General features: G+C 73.1%; 9 protein-coding genes. 6 read left to right on the plus strand and 3 right to left on the minus strand.

From position 1 onward, the window contains the following. Positions 1-2 precede the first annotated feature (2 nt). The 3 genes from MET2598_RS0102585 (at position 3) to MET2598_RS0102595 (ending at position 4,384) form a co-directional block, all read left to right on the plus strand. Complete coding sequence (locus tag MET2598_RS0102585) at positions 3-3,164, plus strand: multidrug efflux RND transporter permease subunit (protein ID WP_012334232.1); 3,162 nt, start codon at positions 3-5, stop codon at positions 3,162-3,164. A gap of 100 nt (positions 3,165-3,264) precedes the next feature. Beyond that, complete coding sequence (locus MET2598_RS0102590; protein WP_012334231.1) at positions 3,265-3,468, plus strand: CsbD family protein; 204 nt, start codon at positions 3,265-3,267, stop codon at positions 3,466-3,468. Between the two features lie 166 nt (positions 3,469-3,634). Further along, the gene (locus MET2598_RS0102595) at positions 3,635-4,384 is read left to right on the plus strand and encodes a sigma-70 family RNA polymerase sigma factor (protein ID WP_012334230.1); all 750 of its coding nucleotides are present in this window, start codon (positions 3,635-3,637) and stop codon (positions 4,382-4,384) included. On the opposite strand, the gene MET2598_RS0102600 is transcribed toward MET2598_RS0102595, so the two are convergent. After that, positions 4,350-5,114: a hypothetical protein gene (locus MET2598_RS0102600; protein ID WP_018259788.1), complete on the minus strand. Its 765-nt coding sequence runs from the start codon at positions 5,112-5,114 to the stop codon at positions 4,350-4,352. The two genes, MET2598_RS0102595 and MET2598_RS0102600, sit on opposite strands and share 35 nt — an antisense overlap. Positions 5,115-5,343: 229 nt before the next feature. Between MET2598_RS0102600 and MET2598_RS0102605 the strand changes: the two genes are divergently transcribed. The 3 genes from MET2598_RS0102605 to MET2598_RS0102615 all read left to right on the plus strand — a co-directional run bounded on the left by MET2598_RS0102605 (position 5,344) and on the right by MET2598_RS0102615 (position 10,811). Beyond that, positions 5,344-6,093, plus strand: coding sequence for an ImuA family protein (locus MET2598_RS0102605; protein WP_012334228.1), 750 nt, complete (start codon positions 5,344-5,346; stop codon positions 6,091-6,093). Further along, on the plus strand, positions 6,008-7,519 hold the full coding sequence (locus MET2598_RS0102610) for a DNA polymerase Y family protein (protein ID WP_236728654.1): 1,512 nt from the start codon (positions 6,008-6,010) through the stop codon (positions 7,517-7,519). Before MET2598_RS0102605 ends, MET2598_RS0102610 begins: the two co-directional genes overlap by 86 nt. 64 nt (positions 7,520-7,583) lie before the next feature. Continuing rightward, positions 7,584-10,811 (plus strand): error-prone DNA polymerase, encoded by a 3,228-nt coding sequence (locus MET2598_RS0102615; RefSeq protein WP_018259790.1) that lies wholly within the window; start codon positions 7,584-7,586, stop codon positions 10,809-10,811. Here MET2598_RS0102615 and MET2598_RS0102620 read toward each other — a convergent pair. Next, positions 10,789-11,442, minus strand: a complete 654-nt coding sequence (locus tag MET2598_RS0102620; protein ID WP_018259791.1) for a DUF4267 domain-containing protein — start codon at positions 11,440-11,442, stop codon at positions 10,789-10,791. The two genes, MET2598_RS0102615 and MET2598_RS0102620, sit on opposite strands and share 23 nt — an antisense overlap. A 253-nt stretch (positions 11,443-11,695) precedes the next feature. Continuing rightward, the gene (locus tag MET2598_RS0102625) at positions 11,696-12,868 is read right to left on the minus strand and encodes a zinc-dependent alcohol dehydrogenase (protein ID WP_018259792.1); all 1,173 of its coding nucleotides are present in this window, start codon (positions 12,866-12,868) and stop codon (positions 11,696-11,698) included. Positions 12,869-12,908: the final 40 nt, after the last annotated feature.

A 12,908-nucleotide genomic window follows, 5' to 3' on the forward strand; every position in this document is an offset into this window, starting at 1 on the left:
GCATGGCGAGCTTCTTCATCGACCGCCCGGTCTTCGCCTGGGTCGTCGCCCTGTTCATCTGCCTGGGCGGCGCCCTCACGATCCCGCTCCTGCCGGTGGCGCAGTACCCGATCATCGCGCCGCCCTCGATCGCCCTCTCGACCGCCTATCCGGGCGCCTCGGTGGAGGACCTCTACACCGGCACGACCCGCCTGATCGAGGACGAGCTCAACGGCGCGGCCAACATCCAGAGCTTCGAATCGGCCTCCGATTCCTTCGGCGTGGTCGAGATCACGGCCAATTTCGAGCCGGGCACCGACCCGGGCTACGCCGCCGTCGAGGTCCAGAACCGCCTCAAGCGCGTCGAGGCGCGCCTGCCGGCCGAGGTGCGCCAGCAGGGCATCCTGGTCGAGGAGGCCTCCGCGGCGACCCTCAACATCATCACGCTCGTCTCGACGGACGGCTCGATGGACGAGGTGGCGCTCGGCGACTTCCTCATCCGCAACGTCATCAACGAGATCCGGCGCATCCCGGGCGTCGGCCGCGCCACCCTCTACTCGACCGAGCGCTCGCTGCGCATCTGGGTCGATCCCGACAAGCTGCGCGGGCTCTCGCTCAGCGCCTCGGACGTGACGCGGGCGATCCAGAACCAGAACGCCCAGATCGCCTCGGGCGCGGTCGGGGCCCAGCCGAGCCCGGCCGGCCACGCGGTCAACACCCCGATCATCGTCAAGGGCCAGATGCGGGCGCCCGAGGAGTTCGGCGCGATCGTGCTGCGGGCCAATCCGGACGGCTCGACCGTGCGGCTGCGCGACGTCGCCCGGATCGAACTCGGCGGCGAGGATTACAAGTTCACCACCCGCCTCAACGGCGGCGAGGCGGCCGGCATCTCGGTGACCCTCGCCCCGGACGGCAACGCCCTCGAGACCGCCAAGGCCATCCGCGCCAAGATGGAGGAACTCTCGCAGTTCTTCCCCTCGAACGTGAAATGGGACATCCCCTACGACATCACCCCGGCGGTCAAGGCCTCGATCAAGAAAGTGATGATGACGCTGGTCGAGGCGGTGGTTCTGGTGTTCGTGGTGATGTTCCTGTTCCTGCAGAACATCCGCTACACGCTGATCCCGACGATCGTGGTGCCGATCGCCCTGCTCGGCACCTGCACGGTGATGCTGCTGGCCGGCTTCTCGGTCAACGTGCTCACCATGTTCGGCATGGTGCTGGCCATCGGCATCCTGGTCGACGACGCGATCGTGGTGGTGGAGAACGTCGAGCGGATCATGAACGAGGAGGGCCTCTCCCCGAAGGAGGCCACCCGCAAGGCGATGAGCCAGATCACCGGCGCCATCGTGGGCATCACGCTGGTGCTGGTGGCGGTGTTCATCCCGATGGCGTTCTTCCCCGGCTCGGTCGGCATCATCTACCGCCAGTTCTCGATCGCCATGGTGACCTCGATCGCCTTCTCGGCGGTGCTGGCCCTGTCGCTGACGCCCGCCCTCTGCGCGACGATGCTCAAGCCGATCGAGAAGGGGCACGGCCACGCCAAGGGCGGCGTCTTCGGCTGGTTCAACCGCGTGGTCGAGCGCGAGACCGAGCGCTACGGGCGCGGCGTGCGCTGGACCATCGCCAAGGCCGGCCGGATGATGGCGATCTACCTGATCCTGGTCGCCGGCGTGGCCTTCGCCTTCGTGCGCCTGCCCGAGGGCTTCCTGCCGGTCGAGGATCAGGGCTTCTTCACGGTGGACATCCAGACGCCGCCGGGCGCCTCCTTCAACCGCACGCTCGCGGCGGTGAAGGCGGTCGAGGAGCACCTGATGGCCCAGCCCGGGGTGGCGACGGTGACGGTCGTCAACGGCTTCTCCTTCTCGGGGCAGGGCCAGATGACCTCGCAGGCCTTCGTCACCCTCAAGGATTGGTCGCAGCGCGGGCCGGACCAGTCCGCCGCCGCCCTGGTGGCGGGGACCAACAAGGCCCTGGCGAGCTACAAGGACGCGGTGATCCAGGCGCTGGAGCCGCCGCCGATCGACAATCTCGGCAACGCCTCGGGCTTCAGCTTCCGCCTGCAGGACCGCGCCCAGAAGGGCTACTCCGCCCTGATGGCGGCGCAGGAGCAGCTGCTCTCGCTCGCCCGCAAGAGCCCGGTCCTGAAGAACGTCTACGTGGAGGGGCTGCCGCCCGCGCCGCAGGCCGAACTCGTCATCGACCGCGAGAAGGCGGCCGCGCTCGGCGTCTCCTTCGACGAGATCAACCAGACCATCCAGGTCAACCTCGGCTCGGTCTACACCAACGACTTCCCGAACCGGGGCAAGATGCAGCGGGTGATCGTGCAGGCGGAGGCCGCCCAGCGGCTGAACCCGAGCGACCTGCTGAATTACGGCGTGAAGAACCAGCAGGGCACGATGGTGCCGATGGCCTCCTTCGCGGACCTGACGTGGAGCGTGGGCCCGGCCCAGATCATCGGCTTCAACGGCTACCAGTCGGTGCGCATCACCGGCGAGCCGGCCGCGGGCTACACGTCGGGCGAGGCGATCGCCGAGATGGAGCGGCTGATGACCCAGCTGCCCAAGGGCTTCGGCTACACCTGGACCGGCCAGTCGCTGCAGGAGAAGCAGGCGGGCTCGCAGGCGACCCTGCTGCTGGCCCTCTCGGTGCTGATCGTGTTCCTGTGCCTCGCGGCCCTCTACGAGAGCTGGTCGATCCCGCTCTCGGTGATGCTGGTCATCCCCCTCGGCGTCGTCGGCTCGGTGGTGGGCGTGATGCTGCGCGACATGCCCAACGACGTCTACTTCAAGATCGGGCTGATCACGATCATCGGCCTCTCGGCCAAGAACGCGATCCTGATCATCGAGTTCGCCCGCGAATTGTGGCGCCCCGGCACGCGGCTGGTCGAGGCGACGGTCGAGGCCGCGCGGCTGCGCTTCCGGCCGATCGTGATGACCTCGCTCGCCTTCATCTTCGGCGTCGTGCCCCTCGCCATCGCGGTGGGCGCGGCCTCGAAGAGCCAGCAGGCGATCGGCACGGGCGTGATGGGGGGCATGATCTCGGCCACGGTGCTGGCCGTCATCCTGGTGCCGGTCTTCTTCGTGGTGGTGATGCGCCTGTTCCAGCGCCGCCGGGTGCGGGAGGAGGAGGGCCGTCCCGGCCGGACCCGGCCCGCCCCGGCGCGGGAGGCGGCGAGCCACTGACGAAAGGGGCGCGGGAGCGCAACGCAGCGGAACCATCCCGCGCCCCAGCTGTTCCTAGGGCCTGGACCGACAATAACGGTCACCTCAACAGGAGATCCCGATGAGCAGCTTCACCGACAAGGTCAAGGGCGCCGCCAATGAAGCGGCCGGCAACATCAAGCAAGGTGTCGGCAATCTCACCGGCGACGAGAAGCTGAAGGCCGAGGGCAAGGCCCAGGAACTCAAGGGTGAGGCCCAGCGGACGGTGGGCGACGCTAAGGAAGGCATCAAGAACGCCGCCGACACGGTGAAGAGCAAGCTCTGATTCGAGCATTCGGGGCCTCGCCGTCGATGACGGCGGGGCCGACCGTTCAGCGCGCCGCCGGCCCGTCCGCATGTGCGCTCGCGCACCTGTGACTGGCGCAAGACGCTCGCGCATTTCACACTCATGGTCTAGCTTCAGGTGTCCCCCCGCGTCACCGTGCAGGCCAATGACTGATTCTTCCTCCGCCCGCCGGGCCAAGCCGGGGCCGGCGACGCCTCCGACCCTTCCCGTCGAGGTGCAGGAGCATCTCGGCCGCCAGCTGCGCGACGCTTACGCGGCGCTCGGCGACATCGAGGCGCCGGCCGCCTTCTCGGACCTCCTCGGGCGCCTCGACAAGGCCCTCGCGGCGCTCGGCGCGCCGCGCAAGGACCGCTTCCGCGACGAGCTCCTGGCCGCCGCCCCCTCCCTGCGGCGCTTCGCCCTCACCCTGACGGCGAACCCGGCCCGGGCCGACGACCTCGTGCAGGACACCCTGCTCAAGGGCTGGCAGAACCGCGACCGATTCGAGGACGGCACCAATCTCAGCGCGTGGCTGTTCACGATCATGCGCAACGCCTTCTACTCGGAGCACCGCAAGCGCTCCCGCGAGGTGGAGGACGGCGAGGGCGTCTATTCCGCGCGCCTGACCACCGCCCCCAACCAGGGGGACCGGCTCGACGTGCAGGATCTGCAGGAGGCGCTCAACAAGCTGGTCGCCGAGCAGCGGGAGGCCCTGCTCCTCGTGGCGGTCGGGGACCTCTCCTACGAGGACGCCGCCGCGCTGATGCAGTGCAAGGTCGGCACGGTGAAGAGCCGCGTCTGCCGCGCCCGCGACCGGCTGGCCGAGCTCCTCGGCTATTCGGGCGGGGAACTCGGCGCCGACCGGCTGACCCGCTCGGTCCTCAGCAACGCGAGCCTGATGGCGATCGAGGGCTGAGCCGCGCCCAGCGCGCGGCGGCGCGGGCGTAGAGATCCAGGTCGGACGCGTTCAGGCGCTCGATGTAGACGTGCAGGGCCGGGCTCAGGCCCTGCTCTCCCGGGCCCGCCAGCGGGCCTGGGCCCGCCCGCGGGCCCGGGTCCGCCTGCGGACCTGGCTCCGCTTGCGGGCCGGCGGCCGTTTCCGGAAAGGCGAGGCCGAAGCGCCGGTTGAGCTGCGCCACGAAGGGCGCGCAGGCCTCCGCGATCCCGACCAGGGCGATCTCCTCGACCTCGGCGCAGCCGAAGGCGCGGGTCTGGACGTTCTGGTTGGCCTTGTCCTCGATGAAGGCTTCCAGGCTCGGAGGGGCGGCGCCCTCGGAGGCGTCCTTGGCGGCGTCCTTGGCAGCGTCCTTGGCGATTCGGGCCCGGTAGGCCGCCAGCACCTGCGCCACCGGCGCCCGGACCAGCGCGAAGGCCCGCCCCGGATCGAAGCAGGCGAGGTAGGCCGCGCTCAGGTGACTGGCGTAGAAGGCGATGTCGTGCCCCGCCACGTAGTCCGAGATCAGCCGCAACTTGTCGGCGGTCGACAGGTCGGGCCGGCCATAGACCGTCGCCTCGGCGAAGGGATGCGTCTCCGGACTGCCCGGGCCGTAGAGCGTGAACAGGCGCTCCGGCGGGAAGGCGGCGCGGGCCGCCCGCAGGAGGCCGTCGCCCGTGCCCGGGACGTGCAGGAAGAAGAGCGGCGCCATCGTCGGGACATTCCCTCGCGGACGGAGCGACGGCCGTGGCCGGCCTTGGTGGTCTTGTTGTGGCGGCACCACACCCGGCGCGGGTGGCGGTGTCGCCGGGACCGGGCAGGTTGTCCACACCCGTCCACAGGCCAGGCCCCGCGCGGAGCGGGCGGACTCGCGCCTTGACCCGCTGCCGCGCTAGAACAAATTAAGAACATCGGCGTTCGGAATCGGTGACGGGCATGGCATGCATGAGACCGGACGAGAGCAGCGGCTCGCGGCCCTGCGCGAGCGGATCGGCGGCCTGGAGCGGGACGCGGGGGCGGGCGCCCGGCCGCCCCTGCCCTTCGGCATCCCGGCGATCGACCGGCACCTGCCGGGCGGCGGCCTGCGCCGGGCGGCCCTGCACGAGGTGGTGGAGACCGGGCCGAGCGCCGGCCACGCGGCCCTCGCCGCCCTCTTCGTGGGCGGCCTCCTCGCCCGGCTCGACGGCCCCGTCCTGTGGTGCCTCGCCGGCCGCGACCTCTTCGCCCCCGGCCTCGCGGCGGTGGGGCTGCATCCCGACCGGGTGCTCTACGCCGAGACCCGCCGCGACGCGGAGGTGCTGCCCACCATGGAGGAGGGGCTGCGGCACGGCCGGCTCGCGGCGGTGGTGGGCGAGGCGGCCCGGGTCGGGCTCACCGCCTCGCGGCGGCTCCAGCTCGCCGCGGAGGGGGGCGGCACCCTCGCCCTGGTGATCCGCCGCTGGCGCGAGGGCGTCGCCGGCGAGCCGAGCGCCGCCGCCACCCGCTGGGGCGTGGCGGCGGCGCCCTCCCCGGCCTCCGCCCCCGGCCTGACGCGGGCGCGCTGGTCCCTCGCCCTGCTGCGCGCCCGCGGTGCCGAACCCCGGACATGGCTCGTCGAGGCTCCCGATGCGAAGGGTCGTCTGCATCTGCCTGCCGACTTGGCCGACCGACCGCGTGCGGAGGAAGGGCCGCGCCATCGTGCCGCCCGATAGGCCCCTGGTGACGGTCGCCACGCAGGGGCCGCGCCGGGTCCTGGCCGCGGTCGACGCGGCCGCCCGCCGGCTCGGCCTGCGGCCCGGCATGCCGCTCGCGCAGGCGCAGGGCATGGTCGCGGACCTCGCGCTGGTGGAGGCGGAGCCGGAGGAGGACGCGGCGGGCCTGCGGCGCCTGGCGGGCTGGTGCCTCGCCTACGCGCCCCTCGTCGCCCCGGATCCGCCGGACGGGATCTTCCTCGAGAGCGCGGGGGCCGCGCATCTCCACGGCGGCGAGGCGGCGATGCTCGCCGACCTCGCGCGCCGAATCCGGGCGGGGGGATTCGCCGTGCAGCTCGGCCTCGCCGACACGCCGGGCGCCGCCTGGGCGGTGGCGCGCCACGCGCCGCGGACGCCGATCGTGCCGCCGGCCGGGCAGGGCGAGGCGCTGGCGCCCCTGCCGGTGCGGGCGCTGCGCCTGCCCGCCGAGGCCGCGGCCGGGCTGGAGCAGCTCGGACTGGCCCGGATCGGGCAGCTCCGCGCGACGCCGCGGGCGCCCCTGCGCCTGCGCTTCGGGGAGGAGGTGACGGCGCGCCTCGACCAGGCGCTGGGCGCGGCGGCCGAGCCCCTCGCCTACCTGACCCCGCCGGAGGCCCCCCGGGCCCGGCTCGCCTTCGCGGAGCCGATCGGGGCGCCCGAGACGCTCGCGCGGGTGGTCGAGCGGCTGACCGGCCTCCTCGCCCGCGACCTGGAGCGCCGCGGCCTCGGGGCGCGCCGGCTCGACCTCGTCTTCCGGCGCGTCGACGGCCTGCCCCAGGCCCTGCGCCTGGGCACCGCGCGGCCGAGCCGCGATCCCGCCCACCTGGCGCGCCTCTTCGGCGAGCGCCTCGGCGGGATCGATCCGGGTTTCGGCATCGAGGAGGCGTCGCTCTGCGCCTCCCGCGCCGAGCCCCTCTCGGCCCGCCAGATCGCGGCCTTCGCCGCGCCCGGCGAGGTGGATCCGGACGCGATGGGCGAGCTCGTCGACCGGCTCGCGGTGCGGCTCGGGCCGGGCCGGCTGTTCCGCGCCGCGCCGGTGGAGAGCGAGTGGCCCGAGCGGAGCGTGGGCCGGGTGCCGCCCCTCGCCCCGGCGCGGGGCCTGACCTGGCCGGCGGACCTGCCGCGCCCGGGCCGGCTCGTCGATCCGCCGGAGCGGGTCGAGGCCATCGCGGCGCTGCCGGACGCGGCGCCCGCCCTGTTCACCTGGCGGGGCCGCCGCTGCCGGGTGGCGAGGGCGGACGGGCCCGAGCGGGTCTTCGGCGAGTGGTGGCGCAGCGACGCGGAGGTCTCGGCCATGCGCGACTATTACCGGGTCGAGGATCAGGCCGGCGCCCGCTACTGGCTGTTCCGCGACGCGCCGGCGGCGGAGGGCGGGCGCTGGTGGCTGCACGGCGTGGGGGAGGCGTGATGGCTCCCGCGGGCCCGGGCGCGTCCGGATCGGGGAGAGGCGGGTTCGCCCGGCGCGGACCGCCGTGACCGTCGAGCTTCAGGTCACCACGCACTACTCCTTCCTGCGGGGCGCCTCCTCGCCGGAGGAGCTGTTCGCGACCGCCGCGCTCCTCGGCCTCACCGCCCTCGGCGTCACGGACCGCCACTCGGTGGCCGGGCTCGTGAAGGCGCACGAGGCCGCGCGGGCGACGGGCTGCCGCCTCGTGGCGGGCTGCCGCCTCGACCTCTCGGGCCCGGATGCCGGCACCGCCCTCCTGGTCTACCCGACCGACCGCGCCGCCTACGGCCGGCTCTGCCGCCTGCTCACGCTCGGCAAGGGCCGGGCCGGCAAGGGCGGCTGCACCCTCGACCTCTCCGACCTCGCCGCGTGGCGCGAGGGGCTGATCGCGGTCCTGCTCGCGGACCGGCCCGACGAGGCCCTGCCCCGGCGCCTCGGGCGCCTGCGGGAGGTCTTCGGCCGGCGCGCGCATTGCGCCCTCACCCGCCGCTTCGGGGTGAACGACCAGCTCCGGCTCGACCGCGTCGCCGACCTCGCCCGCGCCGCGCGGATCCCCACCGTCGCGACCGGGGACGTGCTCTACCACGTCCCCGAGCGGCGCCTGCTGCAGGACGTCGTCACCTGCATCCGCCTCGGCACCACGATCGACGCGGCGGGCTTCGCGCGGGAGCGCCATGCCGGGCGCCACCTGCAGGCGCCGGCCGAGACCGCGCGCCTCTTCGCCCGCCATCCGGAGGCCGTGGAGCGGGCGCGGGCCATCGCCGAGGCGTGCCGCTTCTCCCTCGACGACCTCACCTACACCTATCCGGACGAGGTCGGGGAGGACGGCCGCTCGGCCCTGGAGCGGCTGGAGACCATGACCCTGGAGGGCGCGGCCCGGCGCTATCCGGACGGCGTGCCGGAGGAGGTGCACCGGCAGATCCGGCACGAATTCGAGCTCATCGCCCGCAAGGGCTACGCCCCCTACTTCCTCACCGTCGAGGCGATCGTGCGCTTCGCCCAGCGCCAGGGCATCCTCTGCCAGGGGCGCGGCTCGGCGGCGAACTCGGTCGTCTGCTACTGCCTCGGCATCACCGCGATCGATCCGGTGCGCCAGAAGCTGCTGTTCGAGCGCTTCGTCTCCGACAACCGGGACGAGCCGCCCGACATCGACGTCGATTTCGAGCACGAGCGGCGCGAGGAGGTGATCCAGTGGGTCTACGCGACCTACGGGCGCCACCGCGCGGCGCTCACCGCCACGGTGATCCGCTACGGCGCCCGCGGGGCCGTGCGCGAGGTCGGCAAGGTGCTGGGCGTGCCCGAGGACGTGACCGGGGCGCTGGCCCGCCTGGTCTGGGGCTGGTCGCGGGAGGGGGTCGGCGAGCGGGAGGCGCGGGCCCTCAACCTCAACCTCGCGGATCGCCGCCTGCGCCTGACCCTCGACCTCGCCCGGGCGCTGATCGGCACGCCGCGCCATCTCGGCCAGCATCCGGGCGGCTTCGTGCTCACCCTCGACCGCCTCGACGAGCTCTGCCCGATCACCCCCGCGACGATGGAGAACCGCCAGACCATCGAGTGGGACAAGGACGACATCGAGGCCCTCCGGTTCATGAAGGTCGACGTGCTCGGGCTCGGCATGCTGGGCTGCCTGCGCCGGGCCTTCGCGCTCCTGGGCGAGCACCGGGGCGAGACCGACCCGCCGCGGGAGATCGCCGCGATCCCGCCGGAGGACGAGGCCACCTACGCGATGATCCGGCGCGCCGACACGCTCGGCGTGTTCCAGATCGAGAGCCGGGCCCAGATGGCGATGCTGCCCCGGATGCAGCCCAGGAACCTCTACGACCTCACCATCGAGGTCGCGGTGGTGCGTCCCGGCCCGATCCAGGGCGACATGGTCCATCCCTACCTGCGCCGCCGCCGCGGGATCGAGCGGCCCGAATACCCGAGCGAGGCGCTCAGGAGCGTGCTGGAGCGGACGCTCGGCGTGCCGCTCTTCCAGGAGCAGGCCATGCAGGTCGCGATCGTGGCGGCCGGCTTCACCCCCGCGGAGGCGGACGGGCTGCGCCGCGCCATGGCGACCTTCAAGGCCAACGGCAAGATCGGCCTCTACCGCGAGAAGCTGATCGCCGGGATGATCCGCAACGGCTACGCGGCGGACTTCGCCGAGCGCACCTTCCGGCAGCTCGAGGGCTTCGGCTCCTACGGCTTCCCGGAGAGCCACGCGGCCTCCTTCGCGCTCATCGCCTACGCCTCGTCCTGGCTGAAGTGCCACCATCCGGACGTGTTCTGCTGCGCCCTCCTCAACGCGCAGCCGATGGGCTTCTACGCCCCCGCCCAGATCGTGCGGGACGCCCGCCGGCACGGCGTGCCGGTGCGCCCGATCGACGTGAACGCCTCGCGCTGGGATTGCACCCTGGAGAAGGCCGAGGGACCGCGCCTCGCCGTGCGGCTCGGCCTGCGCCTGGTGCGGGGCCTCGCCAACGCGGAGGGCGCCCGGATCGCCACCGTGCGCGAGGCGGATCTCTTCCGCTCGCCGGAGGATCTCTGGCGCCGCACCGCCGTCCCGCTCAGGGCCCTGGAGAGCCTCGCGGCGGCGGACGCGTTCGGGTCGCTGGGCCTCGGGCGCCGGGAGGCGCTCTGGGCGATCCGGGGCCTCGCCCCGGTGCCGCTCCCCCTCTTCGCGGCGGCGGATGCCCGCGAGGCGGCGATCCGGCCGGAACTCGACGAGCCCGCGGTGGCGCTGGCGCCGATGCCGGAGGGCGCCGGCGTGGTGGCGGATTACCGGGCCGCGGGCCTCAGCCTCGGCCGCCACCCGGTCGCCTTCCTGCGTCCCGACCTCGCCCGGGACGGGATGAGCGCCTGCGCGGCGCTGCGGCGCCTGCGGGACGGGGCGCGGGTGACGGTGGCGGGGCTGGTGCTGGTGCGCCAGAAGCCGGGCTCGGCCAAGGGCGTGATGTTCATCACCCTCGAGGACGAGACCGACGTGGCCAACCTCGTGGTCTGGCCCTCGCTCTTCGCCCGCCAGCGCGGCCTGATCCTCTCGGCCGGCATGATGGCGGCCCGCGGCCGGGTGCAGCGGGAGGGCGAGGTGATCCACCTCGTCGCCGAGCACCTGATCGACCTCTCGGACCTGCTGGCGCAGGTGGGCGGGCGCGGCGCCCCGCTGCCGCCGCCGGGCGGGCGCGGGGACGAGGCGCGCCACGGCGGCGGCGACGCGCGGGGCCTCGCCCGCCCGGCCGGCGCCCTGCGGATCAGGACGCGGGACTTCCGGTGACGGGCTGCCCGCCCGCGCCGGATTGCGGGCCCGTGGCGGGCTTGGAGCCCGTGAAGGGTGCGGAGCCCGTGAAGGGTTTGGAGCCGGCGAAGCGCGCCTGGTCGAAGCCGCGCAGCAGCTCGGGCGTGCGGAAATCCTTCGGCGCCTCGAAGTCGCGGGCCGCGCCCCGCATGGCGCCCGGCGGGCGCGGGAAGCCGCTGCGGTCGCTGAAGTCGCGGAAGGGCCCGCGATGGGTCTCGCGCTGCCCCTCCAGCGCCTTGGCGCAGAGGACGTCGGCCGCCGTCACCCCGGCCACCGCCGCGAAGGCCAGCATGACGTGGGACCTGCGCGAATTCTCGCTGTCGAGGCCGGTGGCCAGGGTGGCGAGGTCGAGCGCATCGCCCCCGACCCGCGTCCAGAGCCAGGGCGCCGGGTCGTGCGTGACCAGGATGGCGAGGCCGTTGGTGATCTCGCGCACGCCGTAGGCCTGCACCACGCCCTCGAAGCCCGGCATGCCGAGGGTGCGGGTCACCCGGCGGGGAGCCAGGAGTTCGACGAGCCCGAGCCCGATCGAGAACAGGCCGAGCCCCTTGGCGAGGGTGTCGGCCGTGCGGCGGGAGAGCAGGGTCTGGTCGGGACGGGTGGCGGGCATGGGGGTTCCTCCGAGTGTCCGGGCGGATGTCCGGAATGGTCGCGCCGGTCGGGCCGCGGCCCCTCAGTCCAAAGCTCTCCGGCACGCCCGGTTCAGGCGGGTGCGGCACGCCTCGACATCCTCCGCGCCCCGCCCCGCGGCGGAAGCGTGATCCGGCATCCGACGGATTGCTTGGCAATGCGGATGTCGGCTTCGCTCAGGCGCCGCGCGGGCTTGTGATCCGCTGTCCGGACGATCACGTCCGGACAGCGGATCACGGCTTCAGCACGACCTTGATGCAATTGTCCTTCTTGTCCCGGAAGGTCCGGTACATCTCGGGCCCCTGGTCGAGGCCGACCGTGTGGGTGATGACGAAGGAGGGATCGATCTGGCCCTCCTCGATCCGCCGCAGCAGGTCGTCGGTCCAGCGGTTGACGTGGGTTTGGCCGGTGCGGACGGTCAGACCCTTGTTCATCAGGGCGCCGAACGGGATCTTGTCGAGGAGCCCGCCATAGACGCCCGGGATCGACAAAATGCCGGCCGGGCGGCAGACGTAGATCATCTCGCGCAGCACGTGCGGCCGGTCGGTCTCCAGCATCACCGCCTGCTTGGCGCGGTCGTACATCGAGTCGAGCGTCGCGGTCGCGTGGGCCTCCAGCCCGACCGAGTCGATGCACTTCTCCGGGCCCTTGCCGTTGGTGAGGTCGTTCAGGCGCTCGATCACGCTCTCCTCGCGGAAGTCGATGGTGATCGCGCCGCCGGCCCGCGCCATGCTGAGGCGCTCGGGCACGCAGTCGATGGCGACGACCTGCCGGGCGCCGAGCAGGATCGCCGAGCGGATCGCCATCTGGCCGACCGGGCCGCAGCCCCAGATCGCCACCGTGTCGGTCGGCTCGATGTCGCATTGCACGGCCGCCTGCCAGCCGGTCGGGAAGATGTCGCTGAGGAACAGCAGCTGCTCGTCGCTCAGCGTCGAGGGCACCTTGATGTGCGTCCTGTCGGCGAAGGGCACCCGCAGGTACTCGGCCTGCCCGCCCGGATAGCCGCCGGTGAGGTGCGTGTAGCCGAACAGCCCCGCCGTGGTGTGGCCGAAGACCTTGTCGGCGAGGGCCTTGTTGCGGTTCGAGCGCTCGCAGACCGAGAAGTTGCCGCGCCGGCACTGGTCGCACTCGCCGCAGAAGATCGTGAACGGGATCACGACGCGGTCGCCCACCTTGAGCGCCGATCGCGCGCCGCGGCCGACCTCGACCACTTCCCCCATCGATTCGTGGCCCAGGATGTCGCCCCGCTCCATGCCGGGCATGAAGTGGTCGTAGAGGTGCAGGTCGGACCCGCAGATCGCGCAGGTCGTCACCCGGATGATGGCGTCGCGGTCGTCCTCGATCCGCGGATCCGGGACCGTTTCGCAGCGGATATCCTGGGTTCCGTGCCAGACCAGAGCCTTCATGCGGCGAATCTCCTGCGTCGCGCCGCGGCGACACGGCGTC

It is taken from the genome of Methylobacterium sp. WSM2598 (genome assembly GCF_000379105.1).
Taxonomy (GTDB): domain Bacteria; phylum Pseudomonadota; class Alphaproteobacteria; order Rhizobiales; family Beijerinckiaceae; genus Methylobacterium.